This window comes from Micromonospora sp. MA102 (assembly GCF_025460765.1).
Lineage (GTDB): Bacteria > Actinomycetota > Actinomycetes > Mycobacteriales > Micromonosporaceae > Micromonospora > Micromonospora halotolerans.
Map to the genome: position 1 here is coordinate 572,046 of NZ_JAMWEG010000002.1, position 25,704 is coordinate 597,749.

Below are 25,704 nucleotides of genomic sequence, written 5' to 3' on the forward strand. Positions count from 1 at the left end.
GAGGACTCCCGCGATGAGCACTGACGCCGCGGCCCCGGCCGGCCAGCTCCCCGACGCCGCCGGTCACTTCGGCCGGTTCGGTGGCCGATTCGTCCCCGAGGCCCTGGTCGCCGCGCTCGACGAGCTGGACGCGGCGTACCGGAAGGCGATGACCGACGAGAGCTTCCTCGCCGAGTTCGACGGCCTGCTGCGCGACTACGCCGGCACCCCCTCGCTGCTCTACGAGGCCCGGCGGCTCTCCGCCCAGATCGGCGCCCGGGTGCTGCTCAAGCGGGAGGACCTCAACCACACCGGCGCGCACAAGGTCCGCAACGTGCTCGGCCAGGCGCTGCTCACGAAGCGGATGGGCAAGCGGCGGGTGATCGCGGAGACCGGCGCCGGCCAGCACGGCGTGGCCACCGCCACCGCCGCCGCCCTGTTCGACCTCGACTGCGTGGTCTACATGGGCGAGGTGGACACCGAGCGGCAGGCGCTCAACGTGGCCCGGATGCGGATGCTCGGCGCGACCGTCGTGCCGGTCACCACCGGCTCGCGCACGCTCAAGGACGCGATGAACGAGGCGATGCGGGACTGGGTCGCCAACGTCGACAGCACGCACTACCTGATCGGCACCGCCGCGGGCCCGCACCCGTTCCCCGAGATGGTCCGGGACTTCGTCCGCGGCATCGGCGTCGAGGCCCGGCAGCAGTGCCTCGACCTCACCGGCGCGCTGCCGGACGCCGTCGCGGCCTGCGTGGGCGGCGGCTCCAACGCGCTCGGCATCTTCCACGCCTTCGTGCCCGACACCGGCGTACGCCTCTACGGCTTCGAGGCCGGCGGCGAGGGCGTGGCGACCGGTCGGCACGCCGCCAGCATCACCGGCGGATCGGCCGGCGTGCTGCACGGCACCCGGACGTACGTCCTGCAGAACTCCGACGGCCAGACGATCGAGTCGCACTCGATCTCGGCCGGCCTGGACTACCCGGGCGTCGGGCCGGAGCACGCCTGGCTGCACGACAGCGGCCGGGCCACCTACCTGCCCGTCGACGACGACGAGGCCATGGCCGCCTTCGAGCTGCTCTGCCGCACCGAGGGAATCATCCCGGCGATCGAGAGCTCGCACGCGCTCGCCGGCGCCCGGAAGATCGCCCCGCAGCTCGCCGCCGAGCTGGGCCGGGAGCCGGTCATCGTGGTCAACCTCTCCGGCCGGGGCGACAAGGACGTGCACACCGCCGGCGCATACTTCGGCATCCTCGACAAGGAGTGAGAGCGTGAGCCGGATCGGGGTCGCCTTCGACAAGGCCCGGGCCGACGGGCGGGCCGTGCTGGTCGGCTGCATGCCGGCCGGCTTCCCCACCGTCGAGGGCAGCATCGCCGCGATGACCGCCATGGTCGAGGCCGGCGTCGACGTCATCGAGGTGGAGATTCCCTACTCCGACCCGGTGATGGACGGCCCGGTCATCCAGAAGGCCAGCGACATCGCCCTGGCCGGCGGCGTACGCACCGCGGACGCGCTGCGCATCATCGACGCGGTGGCCGCGACCGGCGCGCCGGTGGTCACGATGACCTACTGGAACCCGATCGAGCAGTACGGCGTCGACGCGTTCGCCCGCGACCTGGCCGCCGCCGGGGGCACCGGCCTGATCACGCCGGACCTGATCCCCGAGGAGGCCGGCGAGTGGCTGGCCGCCTCCGAGGCGCACGGCCTGGACCGGACGTTCCTGGTCTCCCCGTCCTCCACCGACGCCCGGCTGAAGATGACCGTCGGGCACTGCCGCGGCTTCGTCTACGCCACCGCCATCATGGGCGTGACCGGTGCCCGGTCGCAGACCTCCGAGGCGGCCCCGGTCCTGGTCTCCCGGCTGCGCGAGGTCACCGACCTGCCGGTGGGCGTCGGGCTGGGGGTGGGCACCGGTGCCCAGGCCGCCACCGTCGCCGGGTACGCCGACGCGGTGATCGTGGGCAGCGCCCTGGTCCGCTGCGTGCTCGACGCGCCCGACCAGGCGGCCGGCCTGACCGCCCTGCGCGCCCTGAGCGCCGAACTCGCCGAAGGCGTCCGCAACCCGGCCCGCTGACGCCCGGCGCCCTCGGCTATTGATCCACTCCACCTCGCGGAGGTGGTGGTGTCCGGCGCTCGCCGATGCCCCACCTCGGCGTGGCCGGGACGGTCCGTGACCCGTGGTCCGGGCCCCGGTGGTGCGGCCCGTACCCGGAGCGTGTCAGCGCCGGGTGGTGCCCAGCCCGCCCCCGGACCGCTGTTCGGGGGGAGCCGCCGCCGCACCCCCCGGCACCGCGTCGCGGAGGACGCCGGAGCGGCCGGCCAGGGCGTCGGCGACGGCGGCGCGGGTGGTCGGGGTGAGCGCCTCGGGCAGCGCCTCCGGCGGGTGCCAGTCGAGGTGGCAGCCGCCCGCCGGGGCGCCGGCGGGCGTCGCGGCGAGCGCCCGGGCCCGGAACACGTGCACCAGCACGTCGGGCAGCGCGCCGCAGTGGCCGGCGGCGGGCGGGGGAGCGGCGGGATCGCCGAGCCGGTAGAGGCCGACCAGGTCGACCAGCTCGACCTCCCAGCCGGTCTCGGCGCGGATCTCGCGTCGCGCGGCGGCGGGCGGGCTCTCGTCGCGGCGCAGCCGCCCGCCGGGCAGCGCCCAGCGCCGGCCACCGCCGGACTGCCGGCAGAGCAGCACCCGGCCGGAGGGGTCGGTGACGACCGCGGCGACCGCCCAGGTGAGCGCACTCATGGACAAAGAGCCTACGGCCGCGCAAACCAGAAGTCATCCGACCCGCGAACCCGGGCCACCGGGGTGCCGCGAGCACGGTCCGCACCGGTACCGTGTGCACCCGTGACCCTCGCCCCGATGACCCCACTGGCGGCCCTGCCCAGCCCCAGCACCGCCGTCTGGCAGCTCGGTCCGGTTCCGATCCGGGCGTACGCGCTCTGCATCATCATCGGCATCGTGGTGGCCTGCGTGGTCACCGAGTACCGGCTGCGCCGCCGCGGCGTCGCCCCGGGAGCCGTGCTCGACATCGCGGTCTGGGCGGTGCCCGCGGGCATCATCGGCGCCCGGATCTACCACGTGATCACCTCGCCCGAGAAATACTTCGGCGCCGACGGCCAGCCGCTCAAGGCGTTCGCCATCTGGGAGGGCGGCCTCGGCATCTGGGGCGCGGTCGCCGGTGGCGCGGTCGGCGCCTGGTTCGCCGCCCGGCAGCTGGGCATCCCGTTCGCCGTGGTGGCCGACGCGCTGGCGCCGGGGCTGCCGCTGGCCCAGGCCATCGGCCGGTTCGGCAACTGGTTCAACAACGAGCTCTACGGCGGGCGCACGAGCCTGCCCTGGGGTCTCGAGGTCCACGTCATGGATCCGGACAACCCGGGGCACGCGCTGCGCGACGACGCCGGCAACCCGGTCCTCCAGCCGGGGCTCTACCACCCCGCCTTCCTCTACGAGGCGCTCTGGAACATCGGCGTCGCCGCGCTGGTCGTGGTCCTCGACCGGAAGCTGCGGCTGGGCCGTGGCCGGGCCTTCGCGCTCTACGTGATGGGCTACACGGCGGGCCGGTTCTGGATCGAGCTGATGCGCACCGACGAGGCCAACCACATCCTCGGCCTGCGGCTCAACGTGTGGACCGCGGCGCTGGTCTTCCTCGGCGCGCTGGTGTACTTCCTGCGGGTGCGCGGACCGCGCCAGTACCTGATCCCGGTCGGCGCGCCGGCCACCCCGGTCCCGCCCGCGGGCGGGGACGTGTCCCAGGTCGACCTCTCCGCGCGGGAGGCCGGGGCGCGGCCGGTCGCGCCGGAGGGCTACCGGGTGGTGTCCGAGGAGCAGTTCCGCACGTACCAGGAGACCGGCGAGGTCCCGGCCGAGGAACCGGCGGCGACCGACGAGGCCGACCGGGACGAGGCCGACGAGGCGGACGGGGCCGCCACCGACGGGGAGCGCACGCAGCGCGAGCCGGCCGGCGAGGACGGGACCGATGCGGACCCGGCCGGCGACGCCCGGGCCGACGAGGACCGGGCCGGCGCCGGCGGCGCCCGCCCTGCCGACCGGGACAGCTGAGCGGGGGAGTCATGCGGAGCGCGGTGGTGGTCGGCGCCGGCCTCGGCGGGTTGGCGACGGCCGGTGCGCTGGCCCGGTCCGGCTGGCGGGTCACCCTCCTCGAACGGGCCGACCGGGTCCGTCCGGAGACGACCGCCGTGGTGCTCTGGCCCAACGGGGTACGCGCGCTGCGCGCCCTGGGCCTCGGCGCCGGGCTGGACGCCATCGCCACCCCGCTGCCCGACGGCGGCGTGCGCCGGCCCGACGGGCACTGGCTGGTGCAGCCCCGCCCCACACCCGCGGAGCGGATGCCGGTGGTGGTGCACCGGGAGGACCTGCACGACGCGCTGATCGCCGGCCTGGGCGACCAGGTGGAGCTGCGCACCGGGGTGCACGTGCGGACGGTGCGGGCGGCGCCCGGCGAGCGCCCTGCGGTCGGCGACGGCCGGCACACCGTCGAGGCGGACCTGGTGGTCGCGGCCGACGGCACCGACAGCGAGATCCGCCGGCAGCTCGCCCCGGAGACGGCCGTGGTCAGCTCCGGCTGCGCCGCGTGGCGGGCGGTCATCCCCTGGTACCGGGCCCCGCAGCTCCCCGCCGACCAGCCGGTGCACGGCGAGACGCTGGGCGCGGGCTACCGCTTCGTGGCCGCCTCGCTCGGCGACCGGGGCACCGCGGGCGCCTCCCGCCGGGGCGGCATCTACTGGGTGGCCACCGCCGCCGGCGCGCCCCGCCCCGAGCCGCCGGAGACGCAGCTCGCCCTGCTCAAGCGCTGGTACGCGGGCTGGCCCGCGCCGATCGCCACCCTGCTCGACGCCACCGACCCGGCCGACCTGGTGCAGCAGGAGATCCGTGAGCTGCGCCCGCTGCCCCGGTCGTACGGGTTCCCGGCCGGGCCGGGCGGTGTGGTGCTGCTCGGCGACGCGGCGCACGCCATGCCGCCGCACCTGGGGCAGGGCGCCTGCCTCGCCTTCGAGGACGCGGCCACCCTGTCGGCGCTGCTGCGGGAGTCCCGGCTCCCCGACGCGGTGGCCGGCTACGACCGGCTGCGCCGGCCTCGCGCGGCCACCATGGTGCGGCAGACCCGCCGCATGTCGGCGGTGCTCCAGACCCGGGGCCGGCTGGCGCTGCGCGCTCGCGACGCCGCGCTGGGCACGATCAGCCCGCGGCTGCGCAACACGGCCGCCACCGCCGCCGCCTCCTGGCACCCGCCGGCCTGACCGGGCCAGGTTCCGGCGCGGCCCTGGGAGTGCCCGTGCCGAGCGGCCGTCAGCCGACCACGGCGGTCGGCTCGGCGATGCAGGCGGTGCCGACGCGGCGGAAGCCGACCCGCAGGTAGACCCGGGCGATCTCCTCGCTGCCGGCGGAGAGGAAGACCAGGTCGGTGCCGGCGGCGCGCAGCCGGTGGGCCAGGGTGGCGGTCACGGCCGCGCCCAGGCCGCGCCGGCGGGCCGCCGGCAGGGTGGCCACCCCGGCGATCTCCGCCACGTCGCCGACCCGCATGGCCATCCCGCTGGCCAGCGCACCCTCGTCCGGCGTGCCGGCGAGCACCGAGATGCGCCGGCCGTCGACGATGCGGACCGCCTCCTCGTCCAGCGCGGCCACGTCCAGCTGGGAGACCGCGGCGTCCCGCTCGGCCGGGCCGGCCTCGCCCCGGGCGGTGCCGCCGTGCGAGAAGCCGACGGCGGCGACGGCCCGGCGCAGCGCCACGTCCGCCGCGAAGCCGGGGTCACGGGGGTCGAGCACCCGCACCGGTACGTCGCTGAACGCCGCCGGGTCGGGCAGGCGGTCGGGCTCCAGCACCATGAGCGGCGCCTCGAGCACGCTGAGCCCCGCCGAGCGGGCCACCGCCAGCAGGTCCGGGGTGACCTCGTGCACCCACTCGAACGCCTCCGGCAGGCCCAGTTCCCGCTGCCGGGCCCGGACGGCGGTCACGTCGGCGAGCGCCGGCGGCTCGGTGGCGTCCAACCGGGGGCGGGCGTAGAACGGCCAACCGGCACCGTCGCGGACGAACAGCACGAGTCCGCCGTATTCCTCCGTCCGAGACCCGTCGCGGGGCACCGCGTCGTAGAAACGCTCCAACCGGTCGAGCACGTCAGTGCGTACGACATCCACCGCGCGAGACTACATGTCCCAGATGCTGGAAGTGTGATCAATCTGAACTGGCCTTGTGCCGGACGCCCTAACGTAGACTCAATAAAACCCCCGAGGGCCGACGTCGTCCCCACCGTGTTTGAACCTGAGTGACGACAGGAGGCCCGGTGGCCTTTCCGTACCCTCTCCGCCCCCAGCCGGCCCGGCCGAGCATGGGGCTCTACGACCCCGCGCACGAGCACGACGCCTGCGGTGTGGCCTTCGTGGCCGACCTGCACGGGCGGCGCTCGCACGAGGTCGTCGCGAACGGTCTCGGGGCGCTCTGCCGGCTGGACCACCGGGGCGCCCGGGGCGCGGAGCACAACACCGGTGACGGCGCGGGCATCATGATCCAGGTGCCGGACGCGTTCCTGCGCGCGGTCGTCGAGTTCCCGCTGCCGCCCGCCGGCCAGTACGCCACCGGCCTCGTCTTCCTGCCCGACGACGACGCGGCCGAGGCGCGGGCCCGCCAGGTGGTGGAGAAGTACGCGCTGGTCGAGGGCGCCGACATCCTCGGCTGGCGGGACGTGCCGACCGACCCGTCCGGCCTCGGCGAGACCGCCCTGGCGGCGATGCCCCGGGTCCGGCAGCTCTTCCTGGCCGCGCACCGGCTCACCGACGGGCCCGCCGGCCCGGCCGGCTCCCCGCTGAGCGGGCTCGACCTGGACCGGGTGGCGTTCTGCCTGCGCAAGCAGGTCGAGCGGGAGACCGCCGAGCGGGGCGTGCCGGCGTACTTCCCGTCGCTGTCCGGGCGGACCATGGTGTGGAAGGGGATGCTCACCCCGGACCAGCTCCCGGCGTTCTACCCGGAGCTGACCGACGAGCGGGTGGTCAGCGCCATCGCGCTGGTGCACTCGCGGTTCTCCACCAACACGTTCCCGTCCTGGCCGCTGGCCCACCCGTACCGGTTCATCGCGCACAACGGCGAGATCAACACGATCCGCGGCAACCGGAACTGGATGCAGGCCCGGGAGGCGCTGCTGCGCAGCCCGCACCTGCCCGGCAACATCCGCCGGGTCTTCCCGGTCTGCACCCCGGGGGCCTCCGACTCGGCCAACTTCGACGAGGTGCTCGAACTGCTGCACCTCGCCGGGCGGAGCCTGCCGCACGCGGTGCTCATGATGATCCCGGAGGCCTGGGAGAACGACCCGGACATGCGCGCCGACAAGCGCGCCTTCTACCGGTTCCACGCCAGCCTCATGGAGCCGTGGGACGGCCCGGCCTCGGTCGCGTTCACCGACGGCGAGATCGTCGGCGCGGTCCTGGACCGCAACGGGCTGCGCCCGGGCCGCTGGTGGCGGACCGCCGACGGCCTCGTGGTGCTGGGCAGCGAGGCGGGCGTGCTCGACCTCGACCCGGCCACCGTGGTCGCCAAGGGCCGGCTCCAGCCCGGCCGGATGTTCCTGGTCGACACGGTCAACGGCCGGATCGTGCAGGACGACGAGATCAAGACTGAGCTGGCCGCCGCCCGCCCGTACGGGGAGTGGCTGCACGCCGGCATCATCGAGCTGGACGACCTGCCCCCGCGCGAGCACATCGTCTACACCCACGACTCGGTACGCCGCCGGCAGCAGACCTTCGGCTACACCGAGGAGGAGCTGAAGATCCTGCTCGGCCCGATGGCCCGCAACGGCGCGGAGCCGCTCGGTTCGATGGGCACGGACACCCCGATCTCCCCGCTGTCCACCCGGCCGCGGCTGCTCTACGACTACTTCCACCAGCTCTTCGCCCAGGTCACCAACCCGCCGCTGGACGCCATCCGGGAGGAGCTGGTGACCAGCCTGGCGTCCACCATCGGCCCGGAGGGCAACCTGCTCGACCCGGGCCCGGCGAGCTGCCGGCAGATCGTGCTGCCGTACCCGGTGATCGACAACGACGAGCTGGCCAAGATCCTCTCCATCGACGAGGACGGCGACCTGCCCGGTTTCAAGGCGGTCCGGGTCTCCGGGCTCTACCGGATCCGCGACGGCGGCGCCGGCATCAAGGCCCGGCTCACCGAGATCTGCCGGCACGTCTCCGAGGCCATCGAGGACGGCGTCCGCATCCTGGTGCTCTCCGACCGGGACTCCAACGCCGACCTGGCCCCGATCCCGTCGCTGCTGCTCACCGCGGCGGTGCACCAGCACCTCGTGCGGGAGCAGACCCGCACCCAGGTGGCGCTGATCGTCGAGTCGGGCGACTGCCGCGAGGTGCACCACGCGGCCGTGCTGATCGGCTACGGCGCGGCGGCGGTCAACCCGTACCTGGCCTTCGAGTCGGTCGAGGACATGATCTCCACGGGCGCGCTGGTCGGCATGGAGCCGGGCACGGCGATCCGCAACTACGTCAAGGCGCTCGGCAAGGGCGTCCTGAAGATCATGTCGAAGATGGGCATCTCGACGGTGTCGTCCTACTGCGGCGCGCAGGTCTTCGAGGCGGTCGGCCTGGACACCCGGCTCGTGCAGCGCTACTTCCGGGGCACCCCGAGCACGATCAGCGGCATCGGGCTCGCCGAGATCCACGCCGAGGTGGCCGCCCGGCACGCGCTGGCCTGGCCGCCCGCCGGCGCCCAGGCGAGCGACCGGCTGGACGTCGGCGGCGAGTACCAGTGGCGCCGCGAGGGCGAGCTGCACCTGTTCAACCCGGAGACGGTCTTCCTGCTCCAGCACGCCACCCGCAGCCGCCAGTACGACGTGTTCCGGCAGTACACCGCCAAGGTCGACGAGCTGGCCGCCCGGGCGGGCTCGCTGCGCGGGCTGTTCACGCTGCGCACCGGGGTGCGCCCGCCCGTGCCGCTGGACGAGGTCGAGCCGGCGAGCGAGATCGTCAAGCGGTTCGCCACCGGCGCCATGTCGTACGGGTCGATCTCCGCGGAGGCGCACGAGACCCTGGCCGTCGCCATGAACCGCCTCGGTGGCAAGTCGAACACGGGCGAGGGCGGCGAGGACGTCGAGCGGCTGCACGACCCGCGGCGCCGCTCGGCGGTCAAGCAGATCGCGAGCGGCCGGTTCGGCGTCACGAGCGAATACCTCGTCAACGCCGACGACCTCCAGATCAAGATGGCCCAGGGCGCGAAGCCCGGCGAGGGTGGCCAGCTGCCCGGCAACAAGGTCTGGCCGTGGATCGCGCGTACCCGGCACGCCACCCCGGGCGTCGGCCTGATCTCCCCGCCGCCGCACCACGACATCTACTCCATCGAGGACCTGGCCCAGCTCGTCCACGACCTGAAGTGCGTCAACCCGGCCGCCCGGGTGCACGTGAAGCTGGTCAGCGAGGTCGGGGTGGGCACCGTGGCGGCCGGCGTGGCGAAGCTCAAGGCCGACGTCATCCTGATCTCCGGGCACGACGGCGGCACCGGCGCCTCCCCGCTCAACTCGCTCAAGCACGCCGGCACCCCCTGGGAGCTGGGCCTGGCCGAGGCGCAGCAGACCCTGCTGCTCAACAAGCTCCGCGACCGGGTCACCGTGCAGGTCGACGGCCAGCTCAAGACCGGCCGGGACGTGCTGGTCGCGGCGCTGCTGGGCGCCGAGGAGTTCGGCTTCGCCACCGCCCCGCTGATCGTCGAGGGCTGCGTGATGATGCGGGTCTGCCACCTCGACACCTGCCCGGTCGGCATCGCCACCCAGAACCCGGTGCTGCGCGAGCGCTTCACCGGCCGGCCGGAGTTCGTGGAGAACTTCTTCCTGTTCCTGGCCGAGGAGGTCCGTGGCTACCTGGCCGAGCTGGGCTTCCGCAGCATCGCCGAGGCGATCGGGCACACCGAGCTGCTCGACGTGGTCGGCGCGATCGACCACTGGAAGGGCCATGGGCTCGACCTGAGCCGGGTGCTGCACCTGCCCGAGCTGCCCGAGGGCGCGGCCCGGCGCGGCATCCGGGCCCAGGACCACGGCCTGGAGCTGGCGCTGGACAACCAGCTCATCGCCCTGGCCGAGCCGGCGCTGCGCGACGGCACCCCGGTCCGGGTCGAGGTGGCCGTGCGCAACGAGCACCGCAGCGTGGGCGCCATGCTCGGCGGCGAGGTGACCCGCCGCTTCGGCGGCGCCGGGCTGCCCGACGACACCGTCGAGTTCCTGCTGCGCGGCACCGCCGGCCAGTCGTTCGGCGCGTTCCTGCCGCGCGGGGTCACCCTGCGGCTGCACGGCGACGCCAACGACTACGTCGGCAAGGGCCTCTCCGGCGGGCGGCTCGTCGTCCGCCCGGACGCCGCCGCGCCGTTCGCCGGCGCGGACGCCGACCCCGGTGCGCGCGCCGAGGACCAGATCATCGCCGGCAACACCATCCTGTACGGCGCCACCAGCGGCGAGGTCTTCCTGCGCGGCCGGGTGGGCGAGCGGTTCGCGGTGCGCAACTCCGGCGCGGTGGCCGTCGTCGAGGGCGTCGGCGACCACGGCTGCGAGTACATGACCGGCGGCACGGTGGTGGTGCTCGGGTCGACCGGGCGCAACTTCGCCGCCGGCATGTCCGGCGGCACGGCGTTCGTGCACCGGCTGGACCGGCGGCTGGTCAACGCCGAGCTGGTCGACCTGTCGCCGCTGGGCGTCGAGGAGCGGGAGCGGCTGCACGAGCTGGTCCAGCGGCACTTCGCCGAGACCGACTCGGCGGTCGCCGAGGAGCTGCTCAAGCGCTGGCCGGAGGCGGTGGAGGAGTTCACCGCTGTGGTGCCCCGGGACTACCGCCGGGTGCTGGAGATCATGCGGGCCGCCGAAGCCGCCGGCCGCGACGTCGACGACGCGGTGATGAGCGCGCTGGCGCCGTCCGCCGCGCCGGTGCCGCCCGCCCCGCGGTCGGTCGCCCAGGAGGTGGCTCGTGCCTGACCCGAACGGTTTCCTCCGCTACGACCGGCGGCTGCCCGCCCGCCGCCCGGTCCCGGTGCGGATCATGGACTGGCGGGAGGTCTACCCGCCGGCCGGCGAGGAGCTGATCCGCGAGCAGGCCACCCGCTGCATGGACTGCGGCATCCCGTTCTGCCACGACGGCTGCCCGCTCGGCAACCGGATCCCGGACTGGAACGACCTGGTCCGCACCGGCAACTGGGACGCCGCGGTGGAGTCGCTGCACGCCACCAACAACTTCCCCGAGTTCACCGGCCGGCTCTGCCCGGCGCCCTGCGAGGCGGCCTGCGTGCTCGGCCTGGGCGGCCAGCAGCCGGTCACCATCAAGCAGGTCGAGGTGGAGATCGCCGACGCCGCCGTGGCGCGGGGTGGGCTGCGCCCGCAGCCGGTGCCGGCCCCGACCGGGAGGTCGGTCGCCGTGGTCGGCTCCGGCCCCGCCGGGCTCGCCGCCGCGCAGCAGCTCGCCCGCGCCGGCCACGCCGTCACCGTGTACGAGCGGGACGACGCGCTCGGCGGCCTGCTCCGCTACGGCATCCCCGACTTCAAGCTGGAGAAGCGGCACATCGACCGGCGGCTGGCCCAGCTCGCCGCCGAGGGGGTGCGCTTCCGCACCGGGGTGGACGTCGGCGTCGACGTCACCGCCGAGCAGTTGCGCGCCGAGCACGACGCCGTACTGCTCGCCTGCGGCGCGCTGCAGGGCCGGGACACCCCGGAGACGCCGGGGCGGGCGCTGCGCGGCGTACACCAGGCCATGTCGCACCTGGTGGCCGCGAACCGCGTCGTGGCGGCGGCGGGTGAGGGCGGCCCGGCCCCGGCCACGCTCCCGGACGGCACGCCGATCGACGCGGCCGGCAAGCACGTGGTGATCATCGGTGGTGGCGACACCGCCGCCGACTGCCTGGGCGTGGCCCACCGGCAGGGCGCGGCCGGCGTGCACCAGCTCGACCTCTACCCGGAGCCCCCGGCCGCCCGGGACGCCGCCCGCGACCCGTGGCCCACCTGGCCGTGGGTGCTGCGCAGCTACCCGGCGCACGAGGAGGGCGGCGAGCGGGTCTTCGCCGTGGCGGTGCAGGAGTTCGTCGACGACGGCACCGGCCAGGTCCGGGCGGTCCGGATCGCCGAGGTGACCGTCGAGAAGGTGGACGGCCGGCGGATCGTCACGGCGCTGCCCGGCTCGGAGCGGGAGATCCCGGCCGACCTGGTGCTGCTCGCCATCGGGTTCGAGGGCACCGAGGAGCAGCCGCTGCTGGGCCAGCTCGGGGTGACCCGCAACGGCCGGGGCGCGGTCGACGCCAGTCCCGACTGGCAGACCGACGCCGACGGCGTGTTCGTCGCCGGGGACATGCACCGGGGTGCCTCGCTGATCGTCTGGGCCATCGCCGAGGGGCGGGCCGCCGCCGCGGCCATCCACGCCTACCTGGCCGGGGCCGGGACGCTGCCCGCGCCGGTCGACCCGGCCCGGCAGCCGCTCGCCGCGCGCTGACGCGCCGCGTCACCGACATCCCGGTCCCGCCCGGACCGGGGTGTCGTGGCGTCCGGGTCCGGTTCGTGCCCAGGGTGCCCCGGCCGCCCGACCCCGGTGGTGAACCCTCTCACCAACTGTCGTCGGGAGGTTTGACCGCGGCCAGACTTGTGCGCTGGCCGGACCCGCGGGGGTCCGGCTTCGTCGTGTCACCGTCTGGACGGGGAAACACTCATGGCCCTCGGCGCCACGTTCGCCGCGCTGCGCCACCGCAACTACCGGATCTGGGCCGCGGCCGGATTCGTGTCGGTCATCGGGACCTGGATGCAGGTCCTCGGCGTCAACTGGTACGTGCTGGCCGAGACCGGCTCGGCCACGTCGATGGGGTTCACCGTCCTGCTCCAGGCGCTGCCCACCCTGGTGCTGAGCGTCTGGGGTGGCGCGCTGGCCGACCGGCTGCCCGCCAAGCCGCTGCTGATCGGCGCCCAGGCGGCCCACGCGCTGCTCGCCGCCGGGCTGGCCGTGGTGGCCGTCACGGGCGCCGGCGGTCTTCCGGCGATCTTCGCGATCTCGCTGGCCACCGGCGCGGTGTCGGCGATCGAGGGACCGGTGATGGGCCGCTGGGCCTCGACCCTGGTGGACCGGGACAGCCTCGGCAACGCCCTGGCGCTCGGCTCGCTCACCAACTCCGCCGGGCGGATCCTCGGCATGAGCCTCGGCGCCGTCGTGGTCGCCGCGGTCGGCCCCGCGCTGCTCTTCGCCGCGAACTCGGTCAGCTTCGTCGCGGTCGTCGTGGCGCTGTTCTCCGTACGCGAGGGGGAGCGGCACGCCGGCGAGCCGGCGGCGGCCGACGCGGCACCGGCCGACGGCGGCATCCGGGCCGGTTTCCGCTACCTGCGGCGCCAGCCGGTGGTGCTGGTCGCGCTCGCGCTCTCCTTCGTGCTCGGCAGCCTGGGCCGCAACTACCAGGTCACCATGGCCGCGATGAGCGACGGGCCGCTGCACGGCGGCGTGTCCGGCTACGGCCTGCTGTCCACCGTCTTCGCCGTGGGCACGGTGCTGGGCGCGCTGTTCGCGGCGCGCCGCGCCGACCTCGGCTACGCGGTGCTCGTCGGGGCCGGCCTGCTCGCCAGCGGGCTGCAGATCGTCGCCGGGCTGGCCCCGGGCACGCTGAGTTTCGCCGCGGTGATCCTGCCGGTGGCCGCCGCGGCGGTGGTCATCGACACCACGGTCGGCGCCCGGGCCCAGCTCGACACCGACTACGCCATGCGCGGCCGGGTGCTGGCCGCCCTGGCCGTCACCGGCTCGGTCTCCGCGGCCGTGGGCGCACCCCTGCTCGGCTGGCTCGCCGAGCACGCCGGCCCCCGCCAGACCCTGGTGCTGGCCGGCACGATCACGGCGGTCGCCACCGCGGTCGCCGGGGTGGCCCTGGACCGGCTGCGCGAGCGCCGGCTGGGGCACCGGCTCACCCGGGTGCTGGCCGCGCCCGCCACCCGCCCGGTCCGCCGGGCCGCCACCACGGCCGCCCGGGTGATCCGGCCGGCCGGCGTGGGCCTCGCCTCCGCCACCGCCACCGCCGCCCGGGTCGTCCGCCCGGCCGCAGCCGGGCTGGGCGCCGTTCCCGCCGTGGCGCTGCCCCGGCCCACGGTGCTGGCCGGCGCCTCCCCGGTGGCGCTCCCCGGCGCCCCGGTGGGTGCGCGTCCCGGCGCCGGCCGGCTCCGGTCCCGCCGGACCGCCCGTGCGATACAGGACTGCGCGGCCTGCGCCCCCGACCGGGGCCACCGCTCCCGCTGGACCGACCTCCGCTCGCCGTACGCACACCGCGACGGCTGTCCCGCCGCCTGAGCCCCGGGCACCCGCCGGGCGCGGTGAGCGAAGTCATGCCGCGCGGGACCCGGCAGCACGAAGATCGTCATTACGCTGCGGGTATGGACGTCGAGGTGCGCCTGCGGCGAATCCGCCGGTGGCTCTGGGTCGTGGTGGTGGGTCTGTTCCTCAGCGGGGTGACCGCGTTCCCGCTGGAACCGGAGGTGCGCTGGCTGTTGCGGGCGCTGGATCCACTCGCCGGGCAGTTTCCGGCGCTGGTGGCCTGGATCGAGCGGGTCCACACGGGACTGGTCGAGACCGGCGAACGCTACCCGTTCATGCTCTACGGCACCGACTGGCTCGCCTTCGCGCACCTGGTGCTCGCGGTGGCGTTCTGGGGGCCGCTGCGCGACCCGGTGCGCAATGTCTGGGTGGTGCAGCTCGGCATGATCGCCTGCGCCGGCATCGTGCCGCTCGCGCTGATCTGCGGGCCGGTGCGGGACATCCCCTGGTTCTGGACGCTTGTCGACCTCTCCTTCGCGGTCGGCGCGTTCCCGCCGCTCTGGTTCGCCTACCGGCACATCCGGGCGGTCGAGGCGGCGGCACCGGCCACGGCCACTCCCGTGCCGGCCTGACCGGCGGGGGCCCGCTTCCGGGGACGGAGCGGGCCCTCGCCGGCGTCGCTCAGTGCGTGAGCAGCCGGTGGGCCTCCCGGATCTTCGCCCACGACTTTGGCTGCGCCGGGGCGGCGACCGCGCTGCGGGCGGCGGTGGCCAGCTCGGGGCGCCCGGCGGTGAACAGCCAGGTCGTGAAGACCGCGTCGAGATCGCGGCCGGAGATCCGCTCGGCGAGCGCCTGGAACTGGGCGATGGTGCCGTTGCCGTAGCGGTGCTCGGCGGTCCAGGCCGGCAGGATCCGGAAGAACGCCTCGTCGCCGACGGCCAGCCGGAGCTGGTGCAGGGCCATGGCGCCCCGGTCGTAGACCGCGTCGTCGAAGATGGCGCTGGCCCCCGGGTCACCGGGAAGGACCTGCCAGAACTCCGAGTCGGCCGGGTAGCTGGCGTAGGTGAAGTCGAACAGCTCCTGGGCGGTGCCCTCGCCCTGCTCCTCCGACCAGAGCCACTCGGCGTACGAGGCGAAGCCCTCGTTCAGCCAGATGTTGCGCCACTCGGCGACCGAGACCGAGTCGCCGAACCACTGGTGGGCGTTCTCGTGCACCACCACGGACGTGTTGGCGCCGCGCCGCCAGAAGCCGGGGCCGTAGACGGGGCGGCTCTGCGTCTCCAGGGCGAAGCCGATGCCGTCGATCGGGCCGGCCACGCCGCCCTGCGCCTCGAACGGGTACGGCCCGAACACGCCGCTCTCCCAGTCGATGATCTCGGCGGTGCGTTCGATGCTGGCCCGGGCGGCCGGCCCGAGATCGCCCAGCGTGGTGCTGTACGCGTTGGACACCGGCTGCCCGTTCGGCGCGGTGTCGGTGACGATGTCGTACTGCCCGATGGCGAGGAACGCCTGGTAGGTGGCGCCCGGTTTCACGCTGCGCCAGCTCCACCGGGTGCGGTTGCCGGCCTCGGGCAGCGGGGCGCGCGGTTGCACGCCGTTGCTGACCACCTCGAGGCCGGTGGGCACGGAGACGGAGATGTCCCAGGTGGCCTTGTCCTTCGGGTGGTCGTTGCTGGGGTACCACCACCAGGCCGACTCGGGCTCGTTGACGGCGAGGGCGCCGTCGGCGACCCGGGTCCAGCCCGTGTAGCCCTGGACCAGCGTCTCCGACGGGATGCCGGCGTATTTCACCACGACGGTGAGCTGCTGTCCCTTGAGGACCGGGCGGGGCGCGGTGACCACCAGCTCGTGCGCGCCCTGCCGGGTGAAGCCGGCCGACCAGCCGTTGACCCGGACCGACTCGACGCCGAGGACGAAGTCGAGGTTGAACCGGGACAGGTCCTGGGTGGCGGTGGCCAGGATCGTGGTGGTGCCGCTGAGCCGGTCGGTGGCCGGTTCGTAGCGCAGCCGGATGTCGTAGTGGCCGACGTCGTAGCCGCCGTTGCCGTAGTCGGGGAAGTAGCTGTCGCCCAGCCCGGGGCTGCCCGGGGTCGGGGCGGCCGCCGCGGGCTTCGGCCGGCCCCAGCCCGGTAGGGCGGCCTGGCCGGGGGCGCCGGTCACGATGGTGCCGGCGGTGGTGAGGGTCAGGGCGGCGATGGCCGCCGTGAGAGCGCGTCGCACGAGGTGGACTCCCTCCATCGGGGTTAACGCACCGCCCAACCTAATCGACGTCGATGAACGCGTCTCCCCCGGAAGGCCTCCCGGCGCTATTCAATTTATGCCAATGTTTCGATAGCATTACCGACTAGTAACAAGCACCGACCCCCTGGCCACGCGCGCGGTCTACGGGCTCCACCACCCCTGTCCCGTGGAGGTCCTGTCATGTCCCGTCGCGTCCGCACCGCCCTGGCCGCGCTCCTCGCGGCCGTCCTCGGCGCCGTGCTCGCCCCCGGCGTCGCCCGGGCGGCCACCGTCAACTACGTCGCCCTCGGCGACTCCTACTCCTCCGGGGTCGGGGCCGGCCCGTACGACCTGTCCACCTGCCTGCGCAGCCAGAAGTCGTACGCCCCGCTCTGGGCCGCCGCGCACTCGGTCACCAGCTTCAAGTTCCCGGCCTGCGGAGGCGCGGTCACCGCCGACGTCATCGGCAGCCAGGTGAACTCGCTCAGCACCGGCACCACCCTGGTCACCGTGACCATCGGCGGCAACGACGCCGGCTTCGCCGACGTCATCACGAGCTGCCGCTTCGGCAGCACGTCGAGCTGCGAGAACGCCGTCAACGACAGCCGCGCCTTCGCCACCACCACCCTGCCCGGCCGGCTCGACAACACCTACGCCGCCATCCGGAACCGGGCGCCCAACGCCCGACTCGTGGTGCTCGGCTACCCGCGGCTGTTCGAGACCGGCTACTGCGGCCTGCTGGCCATGAGCAGCTACAAGCGGACCATCCTCAACCAGGCCGCCGACCTGCTCGCCACGGTCATCGCCGATCGCGCCCGGGCGGCCGGGGCCACCTTCGTCGACGCCCGGCCGTTCTTCGCCGGCCACGGCGTCTGCGCCGCCGACCCGTGGATCAACGACGTGTCCGGGCTCATCGAGGCGTACCACCCGGACGCCGACGGCTACCGGTACGGCTACCTGGCCGCACTGACCGCCGCGATCGGCTGATCCGACGCGACGGCGGCCGGCGGTCCCGGATGGACCGCCGGCCGCCGCCGGTGTGCGGGATGGTGTCGGGCCCGATCAGCGCGCCGTCACCAGTTCGCCGGTCAGCTCCGGCCCGGCGCTCCGCGTCGACGGCTGGCCGCGCCGTCCCCGGACCGCCCGGCGCCCGGAGGGGACCGCCAGGGCGGCCAGCGCGGCGGCCAGGGAGATGCCGGTCAGCAGCAGGAAGCCCATGGTGAAGCCGGCCTCCCGGGGCAGCCCGCTCGCCTGCGGGTGGGCGGTGATCACGCTGCTGGCCACCGCGGCGCCGATCGCGCCGCCGATGGTGCGGATGTTGGCGTTCATGCCGGTCGCCACGCCGGTCTGGCGGGCCGGCACGCTGGCCACGATGAGGTTGGCCATCGAGGCGAAGGCCAGACCGATGCCGAGGCCCACCAGGCCTCCGGCCACGCCGATCTCCCAGCGGGTGTCGTGCGCGACGGTCAGCATCGCCGCGGCGAGCACGTTGAACACGGCGCCCGTGGAGAGCTGCGCCTTGGCGCTGAACCGGGACGCCAGCCGGCCGGCGACGAGGCCGGCCACGAACATGCCGACAAGCATGGGCAGCATGAGCAGCCCGGCCTGGGTGACGCTCGCACCGAAGCCGTACCCGGCGCTGGTGGGGATCTGCACGAACTGCGGCAGGAAGGCGTAGACGGAGAACATCGAGGCGCCGTAGAGCAGGGCGACCAGGTTGGTCGTCCAGACCGCGGGCAGGCGCATCATCCGCATGTCGATGAGCGGGTTCGCCGAGCGGCTCTCGGCCACCAGCCAGCCGGCCAGCAGCACGCCGGCGAGCGCGAGCAGGCCGAGCACCCGGCCGGACGTCCAGCCCCAGGTGGCGCCCTTGCTGACCGGCAGCAGCAACGCCACCAGCCAGCCGGAGAGGAGCAGGGTGCCGGCCCAGCTGATCCGGCCCGGGGTGCGCACCGGCGACTCCGGCACGAACCGGTGCGCCGCGAGCGCGGTCAGGCCGACGACCACCATCGGGATCCAGAACAGCCAGCGGTAGCCGAGGGTGGCGACGATCGGCCCGGCCAGCACGACGCCGAGGCCGCCGCCGGCCGCGACGATCGCCGAGATCGCCGCGACGGCCGAGCTGACCCGGGCGGCCGGGAACTCGTCGCGGATGATCCCGAAGGAGAGCGGGAACACCGCGCCGCCGATGCCCTGGACGACCCGGGCGAGGATGAGCATGCCGATGTTGGGTGCGACGGCCGCCAGCAGGCAGCCCAGCGCGAGGGCGGCGAGCGAGACGACAAGGGTCCGCTCCTTGCCGACCATGTCGCCCACCCGGCCGAGGACCGGGGTGAAGATCGACGCGGACAGCAGGTAGGCGGTCAGCACCCAGGTCACGGTGTTCTGCGAGGTGTGCAGGTCGTGCTGGATGGTGGGCAGCACCGGGGTGATCAGCGACTGGAGCATCGCGAAGAAGCCGGCGCCGGCGGCGAGGACGAGGAAGGTCAACCGGCGCGAGTCGCGCCGGACGGTGTCGATCACGGAAATGGCTCCCGTTCGTGGGACGAGGGTGTTCCGGGCGGGCCGCTCGCGCGGATGGGCGACGGTGGCGGCCCAGTGGGCGTCTCAGCGGGTTGCGGGCATGGTGGGACCTCCCGGGTCCGATGTCTGGTTCGCCGACCGCGGTGGGTGGGATCGGCGGGGAAAGCCGGAGTAAGCTATCCGGAGGCAAGGCTCCGGTCAGTTCCGGAGGGGTGCCTCCACTAACGTAGCGGAGGGGTGCCTCCGTTTGCAAGGGGAGAGGGGTGACGCCCGTCATGGCCAGCACGGACCAGCTGGGCGAGGTCTTCGCCCGGCGCCCGAAGCGGGCGGACGCCCGGCGCAACTACGACGCGCTGATCGCCGCCGCCCAGGAGGTGTTCGGCGAGTGTGGTGCCGGCGCGTCCCTGGAGGAGATCGCCCGGCGGGCCGGTGTCGGCATCGGCACGCTCTACCGGAACTTCCCGAAGCGGCGCGACCTGTTCGAGGCGGTCTACGTCGAGGAGGTGCGGGCGCTCAGCGCGTCCGCCGCCGACCTGGCCGACCTGCCCCCGTGGGACGCCCTGGTCGCCTGGCTGCACCGGTTCGTCGCCTACGTCGGCACCAAGCGGGCCCTCGCCGAGGAGCTGGTGCACGACTCCGAGGTGTTCCGCAGCTGCCGCACCGAGATCTACGCCGCCGGCGAGCCGCTGCTGCGCCGCGCCCAGGAGGCCGGGGTGGCCCGACCGGACGCCACCTTCGACGACGTGGTGCGGCTGGTCAGCGGCATCATGGCGTACCAGTTCTTCGAGCCGGCCCAGCGCGACCGCGTGCTGACCATCGCCCTGGACGGCCTGCGCCACCCCGCCACCTCCCGCTGACGGTCCACGCACGTCTACTGGACCACCGGCGAGGGCAGTTCGCTGGACGAGGACCTCTACGTGGCCACCCTGGTCGACGGGCTGCGGGAGCGGTTCGGTCCCCGGCTCACCCGGCTCGACGAGTGGCGCAGCGGGCGGCGGATGACCCAGGAGTGCGGCTACCGCGGGATGCTCTTCTTCGCCGGGCGCTGGTCGGAGTTCGACGGGTTCCTGCGGGCGCTCACGGTGGGGGTCCACGCCGAGGTGCTGCGGCAGAACGCCGCCGGCGGTCACCCGGGGGTGGGCGGGCTGATCCGGTACGCCCCGGACTCCGGCGAGCCGGTCGCCAAGCGGCTGGCGCTGCTCACCGTGGCCCGGGTGCCCGACGTGGCCACCGCGCCGGTCGAGGTGTTCGCCTGCGGGGTGGCCGACGGCGGTCCCGACCCGGGATGCCGTCCCGGCTGACGCCGCGACGGCCGGCGGCCCCCAGGCGCCGCCGGCCGTCACCGTCGAGTCAGGACGCGTCGACGTCCGCGTTGCTCGGCCGGCCCCACGGGCCGGTGATCGCGAAGACGTAGCCCGGCGACTGGATGTTGGCGAACAGGATCTTCCCGTCCGCGCTGAACGTCGGGCCGGTGAACTCGCTGTCGTTGAGCTCGTTGCGCGCCAGCGGGTACGCCTTGCCCTGCTCGGTCACCCCGACCAGGTGCGACACGCCCTCGCCGTCCTCGGCCAGGATCACCCCGCCGTACGGGGAGACGGTGATGTTGTCCGGCCCGTCGAAGTTGCCGTTGTCGGCCTCCGGGTCGGTGTTGACGCCGAAGATGGTCTTCAGCGTCACCGTCTCGGTGCGCGGGTCGTAGAACCAGACCTGGCCGTCGTGCTCGTTGACGCTGCCGTCGTCGTGCCGGGCGAAGCTGGCCACGAAGTACGCGCCGCCGTCGGCCCACCAGGCGCCCTCCAGCTTGCGGCTGCGGGTCACCTCGTCGTCGGTGAACTGCTTGCGCACCGAGACCGTCTTGGCGTCCCGGTCCGGCACGTCCACCCACTGCACCTTGTAGCGGGTGCCCGGCGTGGTGGCCTCCGACAGGTCGGCCACGTGCTGGCTGCCACGGAAGCAGCTCATCGCCTGGAGGCGGCCGGCGGTGTCGCCGTCCGGCCGCTGGGCGAGCGCGCGCAGCGCGCCCTTGCCGGCCCGGAAGCCGGCCGGCGGGGTCCAGCGGAAGTAGAGGCCGTTGGGGCCGCCCGCGTCCTCGGTCAGGTAGATGGCGTGGGTGTACGGGTCCACGGCCACGGCCTCGTGCGAGTAGCGGCCGAGGAACTTCAGCGCCACCGGGTTCTGGTTGGCGGCCCGGTCGTGCGGGTCCACCTCGAACACGTACCCGTGGTCCTTCAGGTACCGCCCGCCGGCCTTCTGCTCGGTCTCCTCACAGGTCAGCCAGGTGCCCCACGGGGTGATGCCACCGGCGCAGTTGTTGTGCGTGCCGGCCACGCTGACGTACTCGCGCAGCCGCCGGCCGCGCCCGTCCACCTCGATGGTGGTGGTGCCGCCCTGGGCGCCCGGGTCGTAGGTCAGGCCGGCCAGCGCCGGCACCGGGAACGGCTCGCCGCCGCCGATCTCGTGGTTGTTCACCAGCACCGACCCGTTGGGGGAGCGGAAGCAGCCGGTGCCGTCCGCGTCGCTCGGGGTGGCCTGGCCGGACTCCAGAAGGGTCACGCCCGCCTGGGCCACGATGGTGTACGAGAAGCCCGGGGGCAGGGCCAGCAGGCCGGCCGGGTCCGGCACGAGGTCGCCGTAGCCGACCGCCGGGCGGCACGCGGCCCGGGCCGCCGCCGGACCGGCGATGGCGTCCAGGCTGCCGGCCACCACGATGCCGAGACCGGCGGCCGCGCCACCGTGCAGCACGGCCCGGCGGGAGATGGGGGAGGAGGTCACGTCGTCGCCTTCCTGTTCACAGCATTGCTTCGGAACAGAGGCAAGTCGGGCCGGGGGAACGGCGTCCGGCGGGAACCGCGACCGGGGGATGAACAGTCGACCAACGTCGGGTGCGCGCCGCGTACTGTGCCGGGCCGCCGCGCGTCCGTTAGGGTTCCCCCGATCGGGTACGGCGGCGTCGGAGGGCGGACGGTGGGCAGGCTCGCGACGGCGTACCGGCAGGCGGTCGCCCTGCACCGGCAGGCCCTGCGCCGCTGGGAGACCGCCCGGCGGGCGCTGGCCGCCGCCGGCCCGGCGCCCGTTGGCAGCCCCGAGCTGGTCGCGCGCCTGGCCCGGCTCGGCGGCGACCTGGCCGGCCCCGTGCCCGGCACCGCCCGCGCCGCCACCCACCCCGTTCCGGTACGCCTCGGCGAGGCGACCACCGTGGACGGCGGCTTCCCCGTGCTGGTGCCGCTGGGCGCGGGCGCCCACCTCGCGGTCGACACCGACGCGCGGGACCCCCGGGTGGGCGAGCTGCTGCGGGCCCTGGTGGTGCGGCTGCTCACCGCCGCGCCGGCCGGCACGGTCCGGGTGGCCGGCATCGACCCGGCCGCGTTCGGCGCCGCCTTCCTGCCGCTGCGCCCGCTGCTCGACGCCGGCGCGCTGGGACCGGCCGCCACCACCGTCGCGGAGACGACCGCCCTGCTCGACGCGGCGGAACGGCACGCCCGGACCGCCCAGCGGGCCGCACCGGAGGACCGGGAGCTGCTGCTGGTCGTCGCCGCGTCCGCCCCGCCGCCGCGCGAGCTGGCCCGGCTCGCCGCCCTCACCCACGCCGGGCCCGACGCGGCGGTCTGCGTGCTGCTGGCCGGCCACCCGGCGGCCGGGCCGGCCGAGGCCCCGCCGCTGGGCGCCACCACCCAGCTCCGGCTCAACGAGCGGTACGCCCTGGTCGGCGACCCGCCCGGCCGGCCGTTCAGCGCCGACGGCAGCGGCCTGGCCGCCCCGGTCCTGCTCGACGGGGACCCGTCCCACGCCACCGTGACCGCGCTGGCCCGGCGGCTCGCCGAGGCCGTCCGGCGGGCCACCACGGTCACCTTCGCCGACCTCCTGCCGGAGCGGCGCTGGGCCGAGTCGTCCGCCACCGGCCTGCGCACCGTGCTCGGGCGCGCCCGGGAACCGGTCACCGTGGCCTTCGACGACGCCACCCCGCACTGGCTCGTCGGCGGGCGCACCGGCGCCGGCAAGACGGTGTTCCTGCTCGACGTGCTCTACGGGCTGGCCGCCCGCTACTCCCCGGCCGAGCTCCAGCTCTTCCTGCTCGATTTCAAGGAGGGCGTCAGCTTCACCGAGTTCGTGCCCACCGAGCGGGACTCGTCCTGGCTGCCGCACGCCCGCGCGGTCGGCATCGAGTCCGACCGCGAGTACGGCGTGGCCGTGCTGCGCGAGCTGCGCGCCGAGCTGACCCGCCGGGCCGACCTGCTCAAGCGGCACGGCGTCAGCAAGCTTGCCGACCTGCCGCCAAACGCCCGGCCGCCCCGGATCGTCACCGTGGTCGACGAGTTCCAGGTCCTGTTCGCCGGCAACGACCCGCTCGCCCGGCAGGCCGTCGACCTCATCGAGGAACTGGCCCGCAAGGGCCGCTCGTACGGCCTGCACCTGGTGCTGGCCAGCCAGAGCACCACCGGCATCGAGGCGCTCTACGGCCGGGCCGAGGCGATCTTCGGGCAGTTCCCGCTCCGGGTCGCGCTGCCCGGCGGGGGCGGCGTGCTCGACCCGCTCAACGACGCCGCGAAGGCGCTGACCCTCGGCACGGCGGTGGTCAACACCGCCGGGGGGACGGCCGGCGCGGACACCGACGTCCACTTCCCCGACGCGCACGCCGCCGGGGCCGACCTCGCCGCCCTGCGCCACGAGCTGTTCGCGGCCCGGCCGGCCGGCGCCCGCCCACCCGCCGTCTTCCGGGGGTACGAGACTCCCCGGCTCGCCGACGACCCCACCTGGGCCGGCCTGGCCGCCGGCGCCGAGCCGCCGCTCGCCCTGGTCGGCCGCACCGTCGACGTGGCCGGCAGCACGGCCGCGTTCCGCCTCGACCCGGTGCCCGGCCGGCACCTCGCCGTGGTCGGCACCGCCGCCGCCGGCGCGGACGTGCTCCACTCGGCCACGCTCGGCCTGGCCCGGCAGCACGCCCCCGGCACGGCCCGCTTCCTGTTCGCCCCCCTGGCGCCCGGCACCACCGGCACGGCGGACGACCTGGCCATGACCCTGGCCGCCGCCGGCCACCCGGTCCGCCGCCTCGACGCGGCGGCGCTGCGCGCCCACCTGGCCGAGTTGGCCGGCCCGCCCGCCCCGGAGGCCCGCCGCACCTACCTGGTCGTGTTCGGGATGGACGCCGCCGCCGGTGCGCTCGCCGCGACCGATCCCGGAACGTTCCGCTCCGGCCACGACGACCTGCGGACGGTGCTGCGCCAGGGCCCCGCGCACGGGGTGCACCTGCTCGGCTGGTGGCGCGGGCTGCGCCGGCTCGCCGAGGACCTCGGCGGCAGCCAGAACCGCGACGACGCGGCCTGCCTCGTCGCGCTGAACGTGCCCGCCGCCGACCTGGGGCTGCACCTGGGCGTGCACGACCTCGGCTACGCCCCGCGCGACGGCCGGGCCCTCCTGGTCGACCGCCACGAGCACCGCACCGCCCTGGTCGTGCCCTTCGTCGACGACGGGGACGGGTCGTGACCGGGTTCGACGAGTACGCGGCCCTGCTCCGCGAACTCTCCACCCGTCAGCGGGGCGGCGAGCGGGCGATCGCCGCCGAGGCCGAACGCCGGCGCGCCCTCCAGTCCACCGTCGACCAGCTCGGCCGGCGGCTCGCCGCCCAGGGGCAGCGCCTCGACCAGCTCGGGCAGGCCATCGGGCTGCCGATGCGGTCGGTCCCCGCCGAGGCGCCGGACGCGTCTCCGGTCCCGGCCGGCGCCCCGCCCACGGCCGCGTCGGCCCACCTCTCCGCGACGCCGGCCGCGGGTGCGGCGGGACCGGTCTCGCCGGGCTCGGGGCCGGCCGGGCCCGCGGCGGGGCCGGTGGTGCCCGCGGCGGGAACGGCCGCGCCGGTGCCGCCCGGCGCGGAGGCGCCCGGAACCGGGGGCGGGGTGACCGGCGGCGCAGCCGCCGCGCCGGGGCGGCCGGGGGTCGGGGCGTATCCCGAGGGAACGGTGCCCGGTCCGCGCCCGGGTGACCCGGCGACCGAGCTGGCCGCGGCCGCGCGGCTGGCCGACGAGGCCGACCGGCACGGGCAGCAGGCCGAGGCCCTGGCGCGGCGGCCCGTGCTGCTGCCCACCTGGTCGGCGCCGGCCCGGGCGGTCGCCGTCTACGCGGCCTGCGCGCTGGCCGGCTCCCTGCTCATGCTGGTGGCGCTGATCGGCTCGCCGCTGCCGGCCACCGGGCTGGACCTGGTGGCCGCCGTCTCGTGCGCGGGCGTGCCGCTGCTGTCCTTCCTGGCCGGACACCTGGTGCTCGGGCGCTGGGGCCGCCCGGTGCTCGGCGGCGACACCCCGCCCGGGCGGTACGTGCCACTGGGCTTCGTGATCTGCGCGCTGGTCGCCCCGTCGCTGTTCTGCCTCTACCTGGTGGTGTTCCGGCTGCTCAGCTGAGCGCCGCGAATCTGCGTCCCGGCTCGGTGCCGGGCCGTCGCCTAGGCTACGGGACAGGCGAGCAGGGGAGGGCGCGTGAGCGCGGCGGACATCATGGCGAGGCTGGCGGCGGCGGCCCAGAAGCTGGACGAGGCGAAGGCCCGGACGGCCGCCGCGGCGCAGGACGCCGCCGAGGCCCGGGCCCTGGTGGCGGGCGCGCTGGAGGGCGTGGCGGCCGGGCCGCTGCTCAACATGATCGACGCCTACCGGCAGGCGCTCACCCAGGCCGCGCAGGGCGGCGAGCCGGCCCGCCAGCACGTGCAGGAGACGATCGCCAGGGTCCAGGCCCTGGGCAGCTGAGGGCG

19 protein-coding genes are annotated in these 25,704 nt (G+C 75.3%); 14 read left to right on the plus strand and 5 right to left on the minus strand.

All coding sequences use genetic code 11. The annotated features are described in order from the left end of the window. Positions 1–13: 13 nt before the first annotated feature. Positions 14–1,246: a tryptophan synthase subunit beta gene (trpB, locus tag NFX44_RS06085; RefSeq protein ID WP_262282492.1), complete on the plus strand. Its 1,233-nt coding sequence runs from the start codon at positions 14–16 to the stop codon at positions 1,244–1,246. 4 nt (positions 1,247–1,250) lie between these two features. Continuing rightward, complete coding sequence (trpA, locus tag NFX44_RS06090) at positions 1,251–2,054, plus strand: tryptophan synthase subunit alpha (protein ID WP_262282493.1); 804 nt, start codon at positions 1,251–1,253, stop codon at positions 2,052–2,054. Positions 2,055–2,198: 144 nt separating this feature from the next. On the opposite strand, the gene NFX44_RS06095 is transcribed toward trpA, so the two are convergent. Continuing rightward, positions 2,199–2,714, minus strand: coding sequence for an NUDIX hydrolase (locus tag NFX44_RS06095; protein WP_262282494.1), 516 nt, complete (start codon positions 2,712–2,714; stop codon positions 2,199–2,201). A 102-nt stretch (positions 2,715–2,816) separates the two neighbouring features. Here NFX44_RS06095 and lgt point away from each other — a divergent pair, with 102 nt between their 5' ends. Beyond that, entirely contained in the window at positions 2,817–4,031 is a 1,215-nt protein-coding gene (lgt, locus tag NFX44_RS06100) for a prolipoprotein diacylglyceryl transferase (RefSeq protein ID WP_262282495.1), read from the plus strand. 11 nt (positions 4,032–4,042) lie between these two features. Beyond that, a complete protein-coding gene (locus tag NFX44_RS06105; RefSeq protein ID WP_262282496.1) occupies positions 4,043–5,230 on the plus strand; it encodes an NAD(P)/FAD-dependent oxidoreductase in 1,188 nt (395 codons plus the stop codon). A gap of 49 nt (positions 5,231–5,279) precedes the next feature. Here the strand turns inward: NFX44_RS06105 and NFX44_RS06110 are convergent, their stop codons facing one another. Then, positions 5,280–6,125, minus strand: coding sequence for a GNAT family N-acetyltransferase (locus NFX44_RS06110; RefSeq protein ID WP_262282497.1), 846 nt, complete (start codon positions 6,123–6,125; stop codon positions 5,280–5,282). Between the two features lie 191 nt (positions 6,126–6,316). Between NFX44_RS06110 and gltB the strand changes: the two genes are divergently transcribed. The 4 genes from gltB to NFX44_RS06130 all read left to right on the plus strand — a co-directional run bounded on the left by gltB (position 6,317) and on the right by NFX44_RS06130 (position 14,857). Continuing rightward, positions 6,317–10,936, plus strand: coding sequence for a glutamate synthase large subunit (gltB, locus tag NFX44_RS06115; RefSeq protein WP_262282597.1), 4,620 nt, complete (start codon positions 6,317–6,319; stop codon positions 10,934–10,936). Further along, entirely contained in the window at positions 10,929–12,437 is a 1,509-nt protein-coding gene (locus NFX44_RS06120; protein WP_262282498.1) for a glutamate synthase subunit beta, read from the plus strand. Before gltB ends, NFX44_RS06120 begins: the two co-directional genes overlap by 8 nt. 213 nt (positions 12,438–12,650) lie before the next feature. Then, on the plus strand, positions 12,651–14,261 hold the full coding sequence (locus tag NFX44_RS06125) for an MFS transporter (RefSeq protein WP_262282499.1): 1,611 nt from the start codon (positions 12,651–12,653) through the stop codon (positions 14,259–14,261). Positions 14,262–14,344: 83 nt separating this feature from the next. Next, positions 14,345–14,857, plus strand: coding sequence for a hypothetical protein (locus NFX44_RS06130; protein ID WP_262282500.1), 513 nt, complete (start codon positions 14,345–14,347; stop codon positions 14,855–14,857). A 49-nt stretch (positions 14,858–14,906) separates the two neighbouring features. On the opposite strand, the gene NFX44_RS06135 is transcribed toward NFX44_RS06130, so the two are convergent. Next, complete coding sequence (locus NFX44_RS06135) at positions 14,907–16,445, minus strand: M1 family metallopeptidase (RefSeq protein WP_262282501.1); 1,539 nt, start codon at positions 16,443–16,445, stop codon at positions 14,907–14,909. A gap of 201 nt (positions 16,446–16,646) precedes the next feature. On the opposite strand from NFX44_RS06135, the gene NFX44_RS06140 reads away from it, so the two are divergent. After that, on the plus strand, positions 16,647–17,432 hold the full coding sequence (locus NFX44_RS06140; protein ID WP_262282502.1) for an SGNH/GDSL hydrolase family protein: 786 nt from the start codon (positions 16,647–16,649) through the stop codon (positions 17,430–17,432). A 75-nt stretch (positions 17,433–17,507) separates the two neighbouring features. On the opposite strand, the gene NFX44_RS06145 is transcribed toward NFX44_RS06140, so the two are convergent. Further along, positions 17,508–18,968, minus strand: coding sequence for an MFS transporter (locus NFX44_RS06145; RefSeq protein ID WP_262282503.1), 1,461 nt, complete (start codon positions 18,966–18,968; stop codon positions 17,508–17,510). 275 nt (positions 18,969–19,243) lie between these two features. Between NFX44_RS06145 and NFX44_RS06150 the strand changes: the two genes are divergently transcribed. Both NFX44_RS06150 and NFX44_RS06155 read left to right on the plus strand, forming a co-directional pair. Further along, entirely contained in the window at positions 19,244–19,825 is a 582-nt protein-coding gene (locus NFX44_RS06150) for a TetR/AcrR family transcriptional regulator (protein ID WP_262282504.1), read from the plus strand. A 60-nt stretch (positions 19,826–19,885) separates the two neighbouring features. Further along, the gene (locus tag NFX44_RS06155) at positions 19,886–20,269 is read left to right on the plus strand and encodes a hypothetical protein (RefSeq protein WP_262282505.1); all 384 of its coding nucleotides are present in this window, start codon (positions 19,886–19,888) and stop codon (positions 20,267–20,269) included. Positions 20,270–20,318: 49 nt separating this feature from the next. Here NFX44_RS06155 and NFX44_RS06160 read toward each other — a convergent pair whose 3' ends face one another. After that, positions 20,319–21,740 (minus strand): PhoX family protein, encoded by a 1,422-nt coding sequence (locus NFX44_RS06160; protein ID WP_262282506.1) that lies wholly within the window; start codon positions 21,738–21,740, stop codon positions 20,319–20,321. Between the two features lie 192 nt (positions 21,741–21,932). On the opposite strand from NFX44_RS06160, the gene NFX44_RS06165 reads away from it, so the two are divergent. The 3 genes from NFX44_RS06165 to NFX44_RS06175 all read left to right on the plus strand — a co-directional run bounded on the left by NFX44_RS06165 (position 21,933) and on the right by NFX44_RS06175 (position 25,699). Then, positions 21,933–24,449 (plus strand): FtsK/SpoIIIE domain-containing protein, encoded by a 2,517-nt coding sequence (locus NFX44_RS06165; protein ID WP_262282507.1) that lies wholly within the window; start codon positions 21,933–21,935, stop codon positions 24,447–24,449. After that, positions 24,446–25,360 (plus strand): hypothetical protein, encoded by a 915-nt coding sequence (locus NFX44_RS06170; protein WP_262282508.1) that lies wholly within the window; start codon positions 24,446–24,448, stop codon positions 25,358–25,360. The genes NFX44_RS06165 and NFX44_RS06170 overlap by 4 nt, the downstream gene beginning before the upstream one ends. A 75-nt stretch (positions 25,361–25,435) precedes the next feature. Continuing rightward, entirely contained in the window at positions 25,436–25,699 is a 264-nt protein-coding gene (locus NFX44_RS06175; RefSeq protein ID WP_262282509.1) for a DUF6244 family protein, read from the plus strand. The last annotated feature ends 5 nt before the right edge of the window (positions 25,700–25,704 follow it).

Bases quoted from the DNA above. Each gene is read 5' to 3' on its own strand.
- trpB (WP_262282492.1), top strand. From the start codon at position 14: ATGAGCACTGACGCCGCGGCCCCGGCCGGCCAGCTCCCCGACGCCGCC.
- NFX44_RS06140 (WP_262282502.1), top strand. From the start codon at position 16,647: ATGTCCCGTCGCGTCCGCACCGCCCTGGCCGCGCTCCTCGCGGCCGTC.
- NFX44_RS06130 (WP_262282500.1), top strand. From the start codon at position 14,345: ATGGACGTCGAGGTGCGCCTGCGGCGAATCCGCCGGTGGCTCTGGGTC.
- NFX44_RS06150 (WP_262282504.1), top strand. From the start codon at position 19,244: ATGGCCAGCACGGACCAGCTGGGCGAGGTCTTCGCCCGGCGCCCGAAG.
- NFX44_RS06105 (WP_262282496.1), top strand. From the start codon at position 4,043: ATGCGGAGCGCGGTGGTGGTCGGCGCCGGCCTCGGCGGGTTGGCGACG.
- NFX44_RS06125 (WP_262282499.1), top strand. From the start codon at position 12,651: ATGGCCCTCGGCGCCACGTTCGCCGCGCTGCGCCACCGCAACTACCGG.
- NFX44_RS06095 (WP_262282494.1), bottom strand. From the start codon at position 2,714: ATGAGTGCGCTCACCTGGGCGGTCGCCGCGGTCGTCACCGACCCCTCC.
- gltB (WP_262282597.1), top strand. From the start codon at position 6,317: ATGGGGCTCTACGACCCCGCGCACGAGCACGACGCCTGCGGTGTGGCC.